This window comes from Streptomyces inusitatus (assembly GCF_014651115.1).
Taxonomy (GTDB): Bacteria; Actinomycetota; Actinomycetes; order Streptomycetales; family Streptomycetaceae; genus Streptomyces; species Streptomyces amakusaensis.
Map to the genome: position 1 here is coordinate 219,262 of NZ_BMWG01000007.1, position 16,265 is coordinate 235,526.

A 16,265-nucleotide genomic window follows, 5' to 3' on the forward strand; every position below is an offset into this window, starting at 1 on the left:
GGTGACGGGGGAGACCGGCCGGTGGGTTCAGCCGGCGGCGCGGGCCGCCATCCGGGCCTTGCGGGCGGCGAGCTTCTCGTCGAACTTGCTGGCCTCGGAGTCCAGGCCGTTCATGTACAGACCCAGCTCCTCCTGGGCCTTGAGCCCCTCGGGGCCGAGCCCGTCGATCTCCAGGACCTTGAGGAAGCGCAGCACCGGGGCGAGGACGTCGTCGTGGTGGATGCGCATGTTGTAGATCTCGCCGATGGCCATCTGGGCGGCTGCCCGCTCGAAGCCGGGCATGCCGTGGCCGGGCATCCGGAAGTTGACGACGACGTCCCGCACCGACTGCATGGTCAGATCGGGGGCGAGCTCGAAGGCGGCGCCCAGGAGATTGCGGTAGAAGACCATGTGGAGGTTCTCGTCGGTCGCGATCCGGGCCAGCATCCGGTCGCAGACGGGGTCTCCGGACTGGTGGCCGGTGTTGCGGTGGGAGACCCGGGTGGCCAGCTCCTGGAAGGCGACGTACGCCACCGAGTGCAGCATCGAGTGCCGGTTGTCGGACTCGAAGCCCTCCGCCATGTGCGCCATCCGGAACTGCTCCAGCTTGTCCGGGTCGACGGCGCGGGAGGTCAGCAGATAGTCGCGCATCACGATGCCGTGCCTGCCCTCCTCCGCGGTCCAGCGGTGCACCCAGGTGCCCCACGCGCCGTCGCGGCCGAAGAGGGTGGCGATCTCGTGGTGGTAGCTGGGGAGATTGTCCTCGGTCAGCAGATTGACCACGAGGGCGATGCGGCCTATGTCGGTGACCTTGGACTGCTGCGGCTCCCAGGCCTCGCCGTCCTCGAAGACGCCGGGGAAGTTGCGCCCGTCGGTGAAGGGGACGTACTCGTGCGGCATCCAGTCCTTGGCGACCTTGAGGTGCCGGTTCAGTTCCTTCTCCACGACCTCTTCCAGCGCGTACAGCAGCCGTGCGTCGGTCCACGTGTCCGAGCTGCCGAGGTGGGGAGAGGTGATGGTCACGGGTGGCTCCTGAAAACGGGGAGAAGTACCTACGGGTTCGTAGGTTACGAAACCGTAGGTTAAGGGCGCTGTAAGCCCGCTTCCAAGTCGGCCACCTGTTCGTCTCCCTCCCGGCCGATCACAAAGGGTTATGAACCCCAGGTCAGGGCCTTGGCCGACCGGCGCGCGGCATACTCTCCGCGCTCCAGGAGGAGTCGGGGCGACACGCGTCACACCCCCTTTCGGGTCACTCGGACCGTCCGGCGGGCCCCAGGGCCCGGCGCAGATACTCCGCGGTGAAGGACTCCGGGTGCCCCAGCAGCCGCGCCGGGGTCCCCTCGAAGACCAGCTCGCCGCCGTGCTTCCCGCCGTCCGGCCCCAGATCGATGATCCAGTCGGCGCGCTTGACCACTTCCATGTCGTGCTCCACGCAGATCACCGAGTTCCCCGCGTCCACCAGCCGGTCCAGCAGCCCGAGGAGGGTGTCCACATCGGACAGGTGCAGCCCGGTCGTCGGCTCGTCCAGGACATAGACGCTGCCCGTGCGGTGCAGCTGGGTCGCGAGTTTCAGCCGCTGGCGCTCCCCGCCGGAGAGCGAGTTCAGCGGCTGGCCGAGGGTGAGATAGCCGAGCCCCACCTCGTCGAGGGTGCGCAGCTTCCGCAGCGCCGCCCGGTCCGCGAGCCCGGTGGCGGAGTCCGAGAAGAAACCGGCCGCGCGGACCGCCGTCATGTCCAGGACATCGACGATGGAGCGGCCGTCCACCCGCAGCTCCAGCACCTCGTCCTTGAAGCGCCGCCCCTCGCACACCGGACAGCCGGTCGTCACCGGATCCATGAACGCGAGATCGGTGTAGATCACCCCGCGCCCCGCGCACTCCCGGCACGCCCCCTCGGAGTTGAAACTGAAGAGTCCCGGCCGGACGCCGTTCTCGCGGGCGAAGACCTTCCGTACGGTGTCCATCAGGCCCAGGAACGAGGCGGGCGTCGACCGGGGGGACGCGGTGATCGCGCCCTGGTCGATCACGACCGCCTCCGGGTACGCCGCCGTGAACACCTTCGACACCAGGGTCGACTTGCCGGAGCCGGCGACTCCGGTGACCGCCGTGAGCACACCGGTGGGGAAGCGCACATCGATGCCCTTGAGGTTGTGCAGATCGGCCCCGGTCACCGGCAGCCAGCCGGAGGGCGACCGGAACGACTCCTTCAGCGCGGTACGGCGGCGCAGCCGGCGGCCGGTGCGGGTGTCGGCGTCCCGGAGCAGCGCCCCCGGCCCCTGGTAGACGATCCGCCCGCCGTCCGCGCCCGCTCCCGGGCCCATGTCGACCACATGGTCCGCGATCGCGATCACATCCGGGTCGTGCTCCACCACCAGCACGGTGTTGCCCCGGTCCCGCAGCCGGACCAGCAGTTCGACCAGACGGCCCACGTCGCGCGGGTGCAGACCCACGCTCGGCTCGTCGAAGATGAAGGTCAGCCCGGTCAGCGAGGAGCCCAGATGGCGCACCGTCTTGAGGCGCTGGCCCTCGCCGCCGGAGAGGGTGGTGGTCTCCCGGTCCAGGGACAGATAGCCGAGCCCGATGTCCACCAGCCGCTCCAGCCGGCTCCGCGCGGCGGCGGCGACCGGGCCGGCCACCGGATCGTCGATCCGGCCGAGGACCTTCACCAGGTCGGCCACCTCCATACGGGTGTAGTCGGCGATGCCCAGCCCGTCGATCCGGGTGGCCAGCGCCGCCTCGTTCAGCCGGGCCCCGCCGCAGGCCGCGCACGGCAGCCGGGTCACGAAGCGGTCCGCCGCGGCCCGGCGCTTCTCGGAGAGGTCGGCGGTGTCCCGCTTGAGATGGAGCCGGGTGAACCGACTGACGATCCCCTCGAACCGCGCCTCGGCCGAGCCCGACTTCATCTCCAGCCGGACTGTGAAGCCGGACCCGTGGAGCAGCAGCTCCCGGTCCGCCGCGGAGAACTCGCCGACGGGCCTGTCCGGATCAAAGCGGCCGGACTCGGCGTACAGCTTCCACTCCCAGCCGCCCACCGAGAGCCCGGGCAGCAGCAGCGCGCCCTCGTTCAGCGACTTGGTCCAGTCGACCGCCCGCTCGACATCGAGATGCAAGGTCTGGCCGATGCCGTCGCAGACCGCGCACATACCGGACGGATCGTTGAACGAGTACGCGGTCGCGGTCCCCGCGCTCGGCGAGCCGTGGCGCGAGAACAGCACCCGGAGCACCGAGTTGATGTCGGTCATGGTGCCGACGGTCGAGCGCGCGTTGCCGCCCACGGGACGCTGGTCCACCACGATCGCCACCGACAGCTCGTCGATCTCCTCGGCCTGGGGCCGCTCGTGCTTCGGCAGCCGGTTTCTGATGAACCAGGAGTAGGTCTCGTTGAGCTGCCGCTGCGACTCGACGGCGATGGTGTCGAAGACGATGGAGGACTTGCCCGAGCCGGAGACGCCGGTGAAGACGGTGATCTGGTTTCTGGGCAGGGTCAGGGAGACGTCCTTGAGGTTGTTCTCCCGTGCCCCGACGATGACGATGTTCCGGTTCATGCCGCCGAAGCTAGCCGGGAATCCAGACATCTTCTGTCTGGATTCCCGGCAGGATTCACAAGGGACCCACTACACCTCCGGCCGGTGCAGCCTGCCCGCGCGGACGTCCTCCGCGGAGATGTCGTGGAGACCGTCGTCCAGCAGCAGCCAGCGGGTGATCCCGATCGACTCCAGGAACGGCACATCGTGGCCGGCCACGACGAGTGCGCCCTCGTACCCCTCCAGCGCCGCTGTCAGCTTCCGGACGCTCGCCATGTCGAGATTGTTCGTCGGCTCGTCGAGCAGCAGCAGCCGGGGCGCGGGATCCGCCAGCAGCTGGGCCGCCAGGGCGGCCCGGAAGCGCTCGCCGCCGGAGAGTGTCCCGGCGGGCTGATCGGCACGGGACCCCTTGAAGAGGAAGCGCGCCAGCTGCGCCCTGATCCGGTTGTTGGTCGCGGTGGGCGCGGTACGGGCGACATTCTCGGCCACGCTCAGCTCGTCGTCGAGGACATCGAGCCGCTGGGGCAGGAAGCGGAGCGGTACGTGTGCCGTCGCCTCGCCCGCGACCGGGGCCAGCTCGCCCGCGATGGTGCGGAGCAGGGTGGTCTTGCCCGCGCCGTTGCGGCCCACCAGGGCGATCCGCTCCGGGCCGTGGATCTCGAAAAGGCCCTCGACCCGGCCGCCGTGCCGCAGTTCGAGACCGTCCAGCCGCAGCACGCCCTGGCCGGGGTGGACCGCGGTGTGCGGCAGCTCGATCCGGATCTCCTCGTCGTCGCGGACCGCCTCCACCGCGTCGTCGAGCCGCTCCCTCGCCTGGGCGAGTTTCTCGTTCTGAAGGACCTGGTAGCGGCCCGCCGAGACCTGGGCGGTGTGTTTGAGGCCGTTCGCGACGATTTTCGGCACCCGCTTCTGCTCCTGCATCTTCTTCCCGAACCGCTTCCGGCGGGCCAGCTTGACCTGCGCGTCCTCCAGATCGCGCCGCTGCCGCTGTACATCGGCCTCGGCGACGCGCACCATGCGCGCGGCGGCCTCCTGCGCCATGGCGAGGGCCTCCTCGTACGCGGTGTAGTTGCCGCCGTACCAGGTCACCTCGCCGTCGTGCAGATCGGCGATCTGATCGACCAGCTCCAGGAGTTCACGGTCGTGACTGACCACGATCATCACCCCGGGCCAGGAGGCGACCGCGTCGTACAGCCGCCGCCGGGCGTACAGGTCGAGATTGTTGGTGGGCTCGTCGAGCAGCAATACGTCCGGCCTGGCCAGCAGCAGCGCGGCCAGCCGCAGCAGCACGCCCTCGCCGCCCGAGACCTCGCCGATGGTGCGGTCGAGACCGATCCGGCCGAGGCCGAGCTGTTCGAGGGTGGCGCGGGCGCGCTCCTCCACGTCCCAGTCGTCGCCGACGGCCGTGAAATGCCGCTCGCTCGCGTCACCCGCCTCGATGGCGTGCAGCGCGGCGCGGGTGGCGGCGATGCCCAGCACCTCGTCCACCCGCAGCGCGGTGTCGAGGACCACGTTCTGCGGCAGCCAGCCGATCTCGCCGGTGACGCGGACGGTGCCTTCGGCCGGGGTCAGCTCCCCGGCGAGCAGTTTCAGCAGTGTTGACTTGCCCGACCCATTGAGGCCGATGAGCCCCGTACGCCCGGGGCCGACGGCCAGCTGGAAGCCGTCGAAGACCTCGGTGCCGTCGGGCCAGGCGAAGGAGATCGAGGAGCAGAGAACATGAGGTGCGGTGGTAGCCAAAACGGGTCTCCCGGTTGCGTGGAGTGGATGGGGGCAACAGGTGGAGACACCGGGGGTCGCGTACGACGGGGCCGAGGATTCGCCGAGGGTCACGGCAGGGGACGGAGAGTGTCCCGGCCGGAAGGAACGGCTCGAACGCCGAGGTCGCACACATCGCGCACACGCCGGATACGGCGGTGACGCACGGTGTCCCAAGACCTCAGACGAGCAACGTCCTTCTCCAATCGGCGGCAACAGAAGCGGTTCCACCGTAAGGAGGGGCGGGGGCGGGTGTCAAAGGATTAATTTCCGGCCCCGGCGGATCCCGGCCCCGCACGCACCACCGGAGGTCGGTCAGCGGGCGTCGCGCAGCAGCTCGGTCAGATCCTGGTCCAGATCGAGAAGGAGGTGCTCATGGCCGCCGGGGACGATCCCCTCGGCGCGCCGCAGAAACCGGCGCAGCTCGCTGGTGCGCACATGCACCAGTGCCACCCCCTCCTGGGCGTGGAACTCCAGCACCGTACGGCCGTAGCCGTACGGCGCCACCCTTACGTCGCCGACCCCGGCCGACTCCTCGATGCCGGCCGCCAGCAGCTCCCGCCCGAACCGCCAGGTGATGTCGGTCCCCTCCAGCGTCGCCTGCGCCGGGAAGTCGATCCGTACGGCGAAGGGGTCCTTCCGGTCGTAGCGGAGCGTGGCCGGAACGGTCTCCATCCGGGGCGCGGAGGCGACCAGTCTGGCCTGCACGGCCTGTTCGATGACGGTGGACAAAACCGGCTCCTTCTCACGCGGCTGACGTAAAACGCACTCAACGGACAGTGGAAGAGACGTCGGGCGGGACCGTCGCGTCATCGTGTGGCCGGGTGAGCTGTGTCACCGCCCGGTACGGGAGTGCCCAGGCCGCCCCGCCCCTCTGGACGGGCTCCGGCGGGTGGGCTAGCTTCCAGCGCCATGACGTCCATGGGGAAGACGAGACGAATGGTGTCGGCAGTGGTGTGCGCGGCGGCGGTGGCCGCCGTGCTCGCCGCTCCGGCACGGGCCACGCCCGCGCCCGCGCCGACGGCGGCGGCGGACGAGGGCCGGGCGGGTCCGGGGTGGAGCCTCAAGGAGACCGGCACGGACGCGCGCTTCCGGGGGCTCGCGGCCGTCAGCCGCAGCACCGCCTGGGTCGCGGGCTCCCGGGGAACCGTGCTCCGGACCGCCGACGGCGGGCGCACCTGGCGCGATGTCTCACCGCCCGAGGCGCGCGGGCTGGAGTTCCGCGACATCGAGGCCTTCGACGGCGACCGGGCCGTGGTGCTCGCCATCGGGGAGGGCGAGGCGTCCCGCGTCTACCGCACCACCGACGGCGGAAACACCTGGACCGAGACGTTCCGCAACACCGATCCCAGAGCGTTCTACGACTGCGTCGCCTTCTTCGACCGCCGCAACGGCCTCGCCATGAGCGACCCCGTGGACGGCAAGTACCGCATCCTGTCCACCCGCGACGGCGGCCGCTCCTGGCAGGTGCTGCCCACCGCCGGGATGCCCGAGGCCCAGCCGGGCGAGGCCGGGTTCGCCGCCAGTGGGCAGTGCCTGGTCACCTCGGGCGCCAAGGACGTCTGGCTGGCGACCGGCGGCGGGGCCACGGGCCGGGTGCTGCACTCCGCAGACCGGGGAGTGACCTGGACCGCCGCCGAATCGGGCATCCCGGCCGGGGACCCGGCGCGCGGAGTCTTCGCGCTCGCCTTCCGCGACCGCGCGCACGGCATAGCCGTCGGCGGCGACTACCGCACCGGACAGCCGTCCCTCCGGGCCGCCTCGGTCACCCGCGACGGCGGCCGCACCTGGCAGGGGTCGGCCCAGCCGCCGCCCGCCTACCGCTCCGGTGTCGCCTGGCTGCCCCACACCCCCGCGACCGCCCTCGCGGTCGGCCCCACCGGCACCGATCTCACCCTGAACGGCGGCCGCACCTGGCGCACCGTCGACACCGGCTCGTACGACACCGTCGACTGCGCCCCCGGCTTCGGCTGCTGGGCCTCCGGTGAGAAGGGCCGCGTCGCCCGTCTGGAGGCGGGCGCCGAACCCCGGGACCGGCCGTAGGACCACTCCCGCCGGGTATTCCGGGAAGCCCGCACCCGGAATACCCGGCGGTCCGATATCCGTATCTTCTCTCTGGCGACACGCGACACGCGACACGCGACACGCGACACCGTGGCACGTGGCACACGGTCCGCACCACGACCAGAGACGGAAGAACCCCCTATGGCCCCCGACACCCTTTCGCCCGCCGTCACCACCGCCCGGCCTGCCCGGGCCGCCCGGGCACGAACATGGGCCTGGTACGGCGGGCTGGCCTGCACCGCGCTGACAGCCGGTCAGCAAGTCCTTCTGATCGCCGGGGGCGGCGGCCTCCTCCCCGGATGGCAGCCCTGGCCGCTGCTGCTGCTCGCCGCACCGCTGCTGTGGTGGGGCCGGGGCCGCCGCCGCGCTCCGGCCGCCCGGCACGAGCGGCTCCGGGCCGTCGCCGCCCGCGTCCCGGGACGAGCGGCCTTAGCCCTGGTCCTCGCCATGGCCGTGGCCGTGTGGGCCGCGCTCCAGAACCATGAACCCTGGATCGGGCACGAGGAGTCGGTCTACGCGAACAAGGCCCGCTCCTGGGCCGACCCCTCGACGCCGGCGGCGGGCTGGGGCCCCTACCGCCCGCCGGGACTGCCCCTGCTCGGCTCGCTGGCGCTGCGCGTCCACGCCGATGTCGGGGCCCTGCGCGCGGTCGGTCTGCTGCTGGTGCTGGCCACCCTCACCCTGGGATACGCGATCGCCGCCCGCTGGACCACCCCCCGGCGCGCCGCCCTGGCCATGCTGCTCGTCCTCGGCGGACTGGGCTTTCTACGCAGGATGCCGGCGTTCCTCAACGACACGGGCAGCACCGGCCTGTTGCTCGTCACCGTCTTCATCCTGGTCAGGACCGTCGAGAACCCCGGACCCTCCCGTGCGCTCCTCGCCCTGCCCCCGGTGGTGCTCGCCGCGTTCTATCTCCGCTTCGGAGTGGTGGGCAATCTGTGCGCCATCGCCCTGGCCGCCCTGCTGGCCTACGGCCCGCGCGCCTGGCTCGCCCACGGACGGCGTCTCGCGGCGGCGGGCGCGGTCATCCTGCTGGGCCTGACACCGCACTTCGTGTACGCCACCCAGGTCACCGGATGGCCCCTCGGGCTCATCACCTGGGCCACTTCCCAGGCCGAGCGGAGCTTCATGGGCGACGGACTCCTCTACTACCTGGCCATATTCCCCTACCGGCTGGCCGGGGACCTCGGAGCCGTCGTCATGTTCGCCGGGCTGGCGGCGACCGTCCGCGCGGCCCGGGCCCTGCGCGCCGCCCGCCGCGAACACGGCGCGCCCGCGGGCCCTGCCGGTCCTGTCGGCCCTGCCGGCCCTGCGGTGAGGGACCGCCGGATTCTCTTCCTCGGCGCCACCGCCGTGCTCGTCCCCGTACTCCTCGGATTCGCGACCGACGGCGAGCCGCGCTTCATCTACCTCTCCGTCATCCTGCTGACCGTCCTCGGCGTCGACGCCCTCGCGACCCTCGCCGACGGTGTGGCACGCCCCGTCCTCGCCGCCGTCACGGCGCTCGCCCTGCTCGCCGTCCCCGCCACCGCCCAGGTCGTGGCGCACGGAGCGATGCCCGGACCCATGTCCCAGCACCGCTCCACCGTCCCGGTGGCCCGCGCCCTGGCCGCCGCCGGGGGCGCGCCCTGTCTGCTGGTCACCGGGTACGAGCCGGAGAGCGGCTGGTACTCCGGGTGCGACGCGATGACCTACCGCCAGTACCGCGCCCTGGACGGACCGCCGTCCGGCACCCGCGTCAGCTTCATACGCTACGAACGGGGCCGCCTCCAGCCGAGCGCGGCGGGGGTCGAACGCCTCGTCGGCGGCCGCCCGTCCGAGAAGCGGCGCATCCCCACCGAGGGCGTCCTCGGCACGGCCACGGTCGTCACCGTCGGATGACACCGGCCCGCGCCCGTCCGGCGGAGCGTCAGAAGCCCACGGCGGTCAGCGAACGGTGGTGCCTCGGGTTCTCGATCTCGTCGACGAGCGCCACAGCGAGGTCCGCGTAGGAGAAGACGGCCGTGTTCTCCCCGGCGGGCAGCACCCGGCTGTCGCCGGTCCGGTAACGGCCGGTGCGCGCCGCCCCGTTGTCCAGGACGACGGGCGGCGGGGCGAGCACCAGCCAGTCGACGCCGGTCTCGGCGGAGCGGAGCGCTTCGAGCCCGGCCGAGTGCCCGAGGGAGAAGGCCCGTGCCTCCGCGGGGAAACCCGGGGTGTCGTGGAAAGGCACCCCGGGGGCGGTCTCCAGCGTGGTCCCGATGCCGATCAGGACCAGCCGGCCGACCTCGGCACGGGTCAGACCTTCCAGCAGGGCGCGCGCGGCGTTCACATAGAACAGCTCCGACGGGGTGTCGAGCCGGGCGGCGGCGTTGATCGCCGCGTCATGGTCCGCCGCGACCGCCGCGACGCCGGCCGCCAGGGTGACGTCCCCGGCGGCCACGACGACACCGGGGCCGGTCAGATCCCGGTGCCCGGCCGGATCCCGTACGACCGCGGTGACCTCGTGGCCCCGGGCGACCGCCTCGGCGACCGCGTGGCGGCCCGCTCGTCCACCGGCTCCGAAGATGACGATTCTGCTCATGAGGGCTCCGCCCGACCGGGCCGGCGGAGTGCCGGCCGACGCGGTGAACGCTAGGCGGCGGCCCCTTGGTTACCGCAAAGATAGTTACGTACCCTCGCCAGGGTGAGCCAACCACTCGACCCCGAGATGTTCGCCGGATGCACCCACGCCGCCCCGCCGATCCGCGTCGGCGGCAAATGGACCGCGAAGGTCATCAGATGCCTGGAAACCGGCCCCCGGCGCTTCTCCGAGCTGCGAGTCCCGCTGCGCGGCATCACGCCGAAGGTGCTGACCGAGACGCTGCGGGCGATGGAGCGGGACGCGCTGATCACCCGTACCGTCCACGCCGAGATCCCGCCGAGGGTCGAGTACGAGCTGACCCCCCTCGGCCGCACGCTCCTCGTGCCCTTGAACGCCGGCTGCGCGTGGGCCCAGGCGCATCTGACCGAGCTGCTCGACGCCCGGGACGCGCACGACGCCCGCGAAGTGGTACCTGAGATGTAGAACCTGGGGCGGGTAATTCATTGTCCCTCCTTATGGAGACCGATAAGGAAATTACCCGGCCGGGTCCTTGATGAGTACTGCTTGATTTGTACATCACGTGAACTCTGGGAGCCCGTCGTGGAATGGGTCAATACTGCGGATCGATGGATGGGGCGGAGAATTCTCCGCCCCGCCGATTCGATTGTCTCCAGGGAGAGATGTGAGCAGAAGCAGGAAAAGAGCGTTTGTCTCCATCACGGCTGTAGCGGTGGCCGTCGCACTGTCGGCGGGAATGGCCGGACCGTCCTCGGCCGAGGGGAGCGCCGGGAAACGGGCCGTGGGGGAAGGGTCTGTGGGATCCGGGCAGAAGGGCTTACCCGGGCATCGGATCACGCTGATCACCGGCGACCGGGTACAGGTCGACGCCCGGGGCCGGGTCGTCGGCGTCGAGCCCGCCCAGGGGCGCGAGAAGGTGCCCATGCACACGCGGACGGGGCAGGGGCGCACCCTGGTGATCCCCGCGGACGCGCAGCGGCTCATCAGCGACGGCACGCTCGACGAGCGCCTCTTCGACATCACCGAACTGAACAGCCGCGAGAGCCGGGCGGTCTACGGCGACGGCGTCAAGGTGATCGTCGGCTACCGGGGCACGGCCGGCCGGGAGGCCGGGAGCGGGATCCGCGCCGCCGCCGGGACCACGGCCCGAAGCCTCGCCTCGCTGAACGCGGACGCCGTCACCGTGCCCGCCCGCGACGCGGCCGCCTTCTGGGAGACCCTCACCCGTACCGCCGACGGCGGGCACGGGCGCACCGCGGCCGCCGGGGTCGACCGGATCTCGCTGGACGGGGTGTACACGGCTCGCTTTGACCCCGGTAAGGCTCGGGCCGATGCGGCCGGGTCCGGGGCGCGGGTCCGGCGGGCGGGGTACGACGGCACCGGGGTGAAGATCGCGGTACTGGACTCGGGGGTCGACGGGACCCATCGGGATCTCGCGGGCCGGGTCGTCGCCGAGCGGAACTTCTCCCGCTCCCCGGACAGCGAGGACCGTTACGGGCAGGGCACTCAGGTCGCGTCGGTCGCGGCGGGCACCGGGGCGGCGTCGAACGGTGTTCACCGGGGGGTGGCCCCCGGGGCCGAGGTGCTCAGCGGCAAGGTGCTGGACGACGGGGGCAGCACCACGGTTTCGGCGGTCATCGCCGGGATCGACTGGGCCGTGGCCCAGGGCGCGGACATCGTGAATCTGAGCTTCAGCGCGAGCGGCCGGCCCGAGAGTGACCCGCTGGAGACTCATATCGACCGGGTCACCGCCGAGCGGGGTGTGCTGTTCACCGTGATGGCGGGTGACCGGGGCCCGAAGCCGCGCTCGATCGAATCACCGGGCCGGACGGAGGGCGCGCTCACCGTCGGCGCGGTGGACGGGCAGGACCGGCTCGCCGGCTTCTCCGCCGTCGGTCCAGGTCTCGGCGGCGGGATCAAGCCCGATCTCACCGCCCCCGGTGTGAACATCACCGCGGCTGCCACCGCCGGCACCCCGAACCAGAATCCACCCGGCTATGTGCCCCTCTCGGGTACGTGGATCGCCGCCCCGCACGTCGCCGGTGCCGCGGCCCTGCTCAAGCAGCGGCATCCGAAGTGGAAGTCCGCCGAGCTGAAGAGCGCGCTGACGGGCTCGGCGAAGAACGGCACGCACCAGCACACGCCGTTCGAGCAGGGGACCGGCCGGGTCGCGGCCGATCGGGCCCTGGAACAGCGGGTGTTCGCCGAGCCGTCGACCGTGACGTTCGGAACACAGCGCTATCCGCACACCGACGACACCCCCGTGACCCGCTCGATCGCCTACCGCAACATCGGCGGCGAGGACCTCACCCTGGATCTGACGGTGACCTCGGTCGGACCGGACGGCAAGCCCGCTCCGGAGGGCTTCCTCACCCTCGGCCGGAACCGGATCACCGTCCCGGCGGGCGGCACCGCCTCGGTGGAGCTGACGGCGGACACCCGGCTCGGCGGGGACGTCAACGGCGTCTACGCCGCGACCGTCGTCGCGAGCGGCGGCGGCCAGAGCGTGCGTACCACCGCCGGTGTGGAGCGCGAGGTCGAGTCGTACGATCTGACCGTCCGGCACATCGACCGGCACGGGCAGCCGGGCCGGGACTTCAGGACCTGGATTCGCCCGGTCGGCACCGGGGGCAAAATAGACAAGGACTGGCTGAGGCCGGGAGACGGGTCCGGCACTGTCACCACCCGGCTGCCCCGGGGCGCGTACACGCTGGATTCCGTCAATGAAGTGGATCCCCTTGATTCCACCAAGGGTTTGGACGTGCTTTCGCGGCCCGAACTCTCCGTGGACCGGGACATGACGCTCACCGTCGACGCCCGCACTGCCCGGCCGGTCGACATCACACCCCCGGACGCCGGGGCGAAGCCGTTCAGTGTGTCGATGCACAACAGAATAAAGGTCCCCGGATTTGACTCGATCGGCAGCTCCTTGGCTCTCCCCTCCTTCGAGAACTTCAGGACCGCGCACCTGGGGCCGGACATCACCGACGGTTCGCTCACCCAGTCCTGGACCGGCCACTGGAGCAAGGGGGATTCGGTTCAGTACAGCACTGTCCACGGCGGTGTCGTCCAGCGGCTCGCGACCGGCCATGTCAAGCGCTTCAAGGACCGGGACCTTGCCAAGGTACGGCTCCGACTCGGCGCATCGGCCCCCGGCAAGCGGGCCGGTGTCTGGGTGATCGGCGATCTGCCCCACCAACTGCCCGGCTTCGCGCGCACCATGCCGCCTCAGCGGGCTCCCGGTGTCCGGACCCTGTATCTCTCCGGCGGCGACGGAGCCACCTGGACGCTTTACGCCAGTCAGTTCGGCGAGATCAAGGGCAAGGCCGAGGACGAGCCCGAGACCACGTACCACCTTCCGCGCGACGAGACATTCCGGCCGGGGAAGACCTACACGAGAACGATGAACACCCCGGTCTTCGCACCGCGGATCACCGAGGGCGAGGGAGTCTTCCGTGAGGAGGACAGCATCACCGGCGCGCTGCGGGTGTTCTCGGACGGCGCCGGAAACTACGGAGGGTCCAAATACTCCTCGGTGAAGACCACCCTCCACCGGGGCAAGACCAGGATCGGTGAGAACACCGATCCCCTCACCGGCGACGAATCGTTCGCGGTCGGCCCCGCCGACGCCCCCTACACCCTGTCCACCTCCGTCACCCGCTCGCCGGAGCTGGCGAAGGCCGGCAGCCGTATCGACGCGAGCTGGACCTTCCGTTCGCAGCGGCCCGGCACGGAGGAGAAGGTGGCGCTGCCGGTGTCCGTCGCCCGGCTGAAGGCGGCCGTAAGCCCGGACGGCACCGCTCCGGCGGGCCGTACCCAGCGGGTGCCGGTCACCGTGCAGGGCGCGGCGGCGGGCGGGAACCTTCGCTCGCTGGAGGTCTCGGCCTCCTACGACCACGGCAGGACCTGGAAGAAGCTCCCGGTCACCCGGGGCGGGGTGACGGTCGGGAATCCGGCGAAGGGCAAGGCGATCACCTTCCGTTCGGTGGTCACCGACAAGAAGGGCAACAAGGGGACCGTGACGCTCTACAACGCCTACTTCGGCAAGTAAATCCCCTTTTCTCCCGCTGAGCGTTGATCCCCGTCGTCGGGTCCGAGCCCGGCGGCGGGGATCAGCCCGTGATCCTGCCGAGCACCAGCATCAGGACCAGCAGCACCGTGAGTACCGCCAGACCGATGCAGCCCGCCCGGCCGCCGCGCCGGGCCGTGAAGATCCCCAGAACCGTCACCAGTGTGGCCAGTGGCACTCCGTACCGCGCGATCGCCGTCAGCGTGCCGATGAAGCGGACGGAGCCCCGGACGCCGTCCTGGCAGGAGTCGCAGGCGATCGCGAGCAGTGGTCCCACCAGCCACACCAGACCGCCGAAGACCACCACCGCGAAGGCGAGAAGGACCAGCAGGCTCTTGGGGAGAGGGGCCTCGAAGGGGTCGGGAGCGGCGGCTTCGGCAGCGGTGCCGGTATCGGTGTCGGTGTGATCCATGGGGCGGACGCTACGCAGCCTTCCGCCCGACCGGTATCCGCGCCCGTACTCAGCCGACCGGGCCCCGCACCCGAGTACCCCCGCCCTCCGGGGTGTTCCGGGCCCGCAGCAGCTCGAACACGCTGGAGAAGCTGTCCTGTCCGTGCCCGTCGGCCGACCGCCGGTCCAGCAGGGCCTTGAGGGGATCGTGTACGTCGGTGGCGACGCCGCCCGCGGCGCTGAGCCGGATGAGGTTGTCGACCGCGACCCGGTTCAGATCGACGGTGGAGACGCCCTCCGCGTACGCCCCCGACCCCGCCTCCCGTGCCAGCTCGGGAAGGAAGGCGGCCATGCCGTTGAGCCATCGGGCCGCGAGCGGGGCGAGGACCTCGGGCGGGGTGCCCACCGAGTCGAGCAGCGCGGCGGAGTGCAGGAATCCGGCGAGGGCGGCGTAGCCGGTGCCCAGCACGGCGAGGTCGTGGATCTCCGCCGCGCCGGGGTCGGCGCCGAAGTAGTGCGCGGGCGACATCACCTCCAGCTCGGCACGGAAGGAGGTGAAGGCCTCCTGGGAGCCGCTGTAGAGGAAGAAGCCGTCAGGGGTCGCGACCGTCTGGGGAAGGGCCATCATGGCCCCGTCGAGATAGTCGGCGTCGTGCTCCGCGACCCAGGCGGCGATCTCCCGGGCCTCGTCGGGGGTGCTGTTCGCCAGGTTGACCACGGTTTTGCCGGGCAGCGCGGCGGCGGCCGGGCCCAGCGCCTGCCGTACCGCTTCGGGGCCGAGGAGGGGCACGACCACCAGCGGGGCGGCCGCCACGGCCCCGGCGGCGGTGGCCGCGCGCAGAGCGCCCCGCGCCACCAGGGGGTCCGCCTTCGCGGCGGTACGGTTCCACACGGTCACCCGGTGACCGGCGTCGAGGAACGCGCCCGCGATCGCCGCGCCCATCCGGCCGAGCCCGAGGACCGTCACGGGCTGCTTCGTACGCTCAGACATTCCGCTCGCCCTTCGCGATGGTCGCGACGACGCTCGCGACACCGCTCGTGCCGTGGCCGTCCGCCGCCGCCCGCTCCAGCAGGCTCTTGAACAGGTCCGGCACCTCGGTGCCGATGCCCCGGCTCCCGCTGGTGTGCTGAAGATGGTCCATCGCCGCCCGGTGCACCTCCACGGTGCCGTCGTCGTCCGGGAATACGCCGTCCTCGATCTGACGGGCGTGCTCCGTCATCAGCGAGGTGACGAAGGACATGTGCTCCCCCGCCACCGCCGTGAAGACGGTCGGGTCGACGCCCGCCGTGCCCACCAGCGCGACGGAGTGGTAGAAACCGGCGAGTGCGCCCCAGACCAGGCCGAACAGTGCGGTGTCGTACACCGGGGCCAGCGCCGGGTCGCCGCCGAGGTACACCGCGTTGCCCAGGCTCGCCAACTCCTCCCGGTGCGCGGCGAAGGCGTCCTCGGAGCCGCTGAAGACGAACAGCGCCTCGGGGCGGCCGACCAGCCGGGTGCCGCTCATGGCGGCCCCGTCGAGATAGCCGACGCCGTGCTCCGCCGCCCACCCGGCCACCCTGGCGGCGTCCTGGGGAGTGCCGGAGGTCAGATTCACCAGCGTCCGGCCGCGCAGCCGGTCCGCGACCGGGCCGAGCAGGCCCTCGACGGCCGGGTAGTCCGGCAGGCACACCACGACCAGAGGGCTCGCGGCGACCGCCGCCGCCGGATCGGCCGCCGGGGCGGCTCCCTGCGCCGCCAGGGCGTCGGCCTTCGCGGCGGTACGGTTCCACACGGTCGTGGTGTGGCCCGCGCCGAGGAACGCCTGGGCGAGCCGGGTCCCCAACTGGCCCAGGCCGATCACCGACACCGCCGACTGCTCGTGGTTCTCGTTCACGTTCTCGTTCACGGTCACTCCTCGAC

Annotated in this window: 12 protein-coding genes; 4 read left to right on the plus strand and 8 right to left on the minus strand. The window is 71.6% G+C overall.

Annotation, left to right across the window (positions count from 1 at the left end; all coding sequences use genetic code 11):
- Positions 1-27: 27 nt before the first annotated feature.
- From IE247_RS14800 to ssgD, 4 genes are all read right to left on the minus strand, one after another.
- On the minus strand, positions 28-1,002 hold the full coding sequence (locus tag IE247_RS14800) for an acyl-ACP desaturase (RefSeq protein ID WP_190123548.1): 975 nt from the start codon (positions 1,000-1,002) through the stop codon (positions 28-30).
- 226 nt (positions 1,003-1,228) lie between these two features.
- Positions 1,229-3,523, minus strand: coding sequence for an ATP-binding cassette domain-containing protein (locus tag IE247_RS14805; protein ID WP_190123549.1), 2,295 nt, complete (start codon positions 3,521-3,523; stop codon positions 1,229-1,231).
- 69 nt (positions 3,524-3,592) lie between these two features.
- The gene (locus IE247_RS14810; RefSeq protein ID WP_190123550.1) at positions 3,593-5,242 is read right to left on the minus strand and encodes an ABC-F family ATP-binding cassette domain-containing protein; all 1,650 of its coding nucleotides are present in this window, start codon (positions 5,240-5,242) and stop codon (positions 3,593-3,595) included.
- A 333-nt stretch (positions 5,243-5,575) separates the two neighbouring features.
- Entirely contained in the window at positions 5,576-5,992 is a 417-nt protein-coding gene (gene ssgD / locus IE247_RS14815; RefSeq protein ID WP_190123551.1) for a spore wall synthesis regulator SsgD, read from the minus strand.
- 180 nt (positions 5,993-6,172) lie between these two features.
- On the opposite strand from ssgD, the gene IE247_RS14820 reads away from it, so the two are divergent.
- Positions 6,173-7,303, plus strand: coding sequence for a WD40/YVTN/BNR-like repeat-containing protein (locus IE247_RS14820; protein ID WP_190123552.1), 1,131 nt, complete (start codon positions 6,173-6,175; stop codon positions 7,301-7,303).
- A 162-nt stretch (positions 7,304-7,465) separates the two neighbouring features.
- Positions 7,466-9,205 carry a glycosyltransferase gene (locus IE247_RS14825; RefSeq protein WP_229869120.1) on the plus strand — a complete coding sequence of 580 codons (1,740 nt, stop codon included), beginning with the start codon at positions 7,466-7,468 and terminating at the stop codon, positions 9,203-9,205.
- A gap of 28 nt (positions 9,206-9,233) precedes the next feature.
- On the opposite strand, the gene IE247_RS14830 is transcribed toward IE247_RS14825, so the two are convergent.
- Positions 9,234-9,887, minus strand: a complete 654-nt coding sequence (locus tag IE247_RS14830; protein WP_190123553.1) for an NAD(P)-dependent oxidoreductase — start codon at positions 9,885-9,887, stop codon at positions 9,234-9,236.
- A 126-nt stretch (positions 9,888-10,013) separates the two neighbouring features.
- Between IE247_RS14830 and IE247_RS14835 the strand changes: the two genes are divergently transcribed.
- Together IE247_RS14835 and IE247_RS14840 are read left to right on the plus strand one after the other, a co-directional pair.
- Positions 10,014-10,370, plus strand: a complete 357-nt coding sequence (locus IE247_RS14835; protein ID WP_190123609.1) for a winged helix-turn-helix transcriptional regulator — start codon at positions 10,014-10,016, stop codon at positions 10,368-10,370.
- Positions 10,371-10,701: 331 nt separating this feature from the next.
- A complete protein-coding gene (locus tag IE247_RS14840; RefSeq protein WP_308433232.1) occupies positions 10,702-13,956 on the plus strand; it encodes a S8 family peptidase in 3,255 nt (1,084 codons plus the stop codon).
- Between the two features lie 61 nt (positions 13,957-14,017).
- On the opposite strand, the gene IE247_RS14845 is transcribed toward IE247_RS14840, so the two are convergent.
- The 3 genes from IE247_RS14845 to IE247_RS14855 are packed head-to-tail and all read right to left on the minus strand — an operon-like array spanning position 14,018 to position 16,251.
- Complete coding sequence (locus IE247_RS14845) at positions 14,018-14,386, minus strand: hypothetical protein (protein ID WP_190123554.1); 369 nt, start codon at positions 14,384-14,386, stop codon at positions 14,018-14,020.
- Positions 14,387-14,435: 49 nt separating this feature from the next.
- Positions 14,436-15,356, minus strand: coding sequence for an NAD(P)-dependent oxidoreductase (locus tag IE247_RS14850; protein WP_190123555.1), 921 nt, complete (start codon positions 15,354-15,356; stop codon positions 14,436-14,438).
- Positions 15,349-16,251, minus strand: a complete 903-nt coding sequence (locus tag IE247_RS14855; protein ID WP_190123556.1) for an NAD(P)-dependent oxidoreductase — start codon at positions 16,249-16,251, stop codon at positions 15,349-15,351. Before IE247_RS14855 ends, IE247_RS14850 begins: the two co-directional genes overlap by 8 nt.
- Between the last annotated feature and the right edge of the window lie 14 nt (positions 16,252-16,265).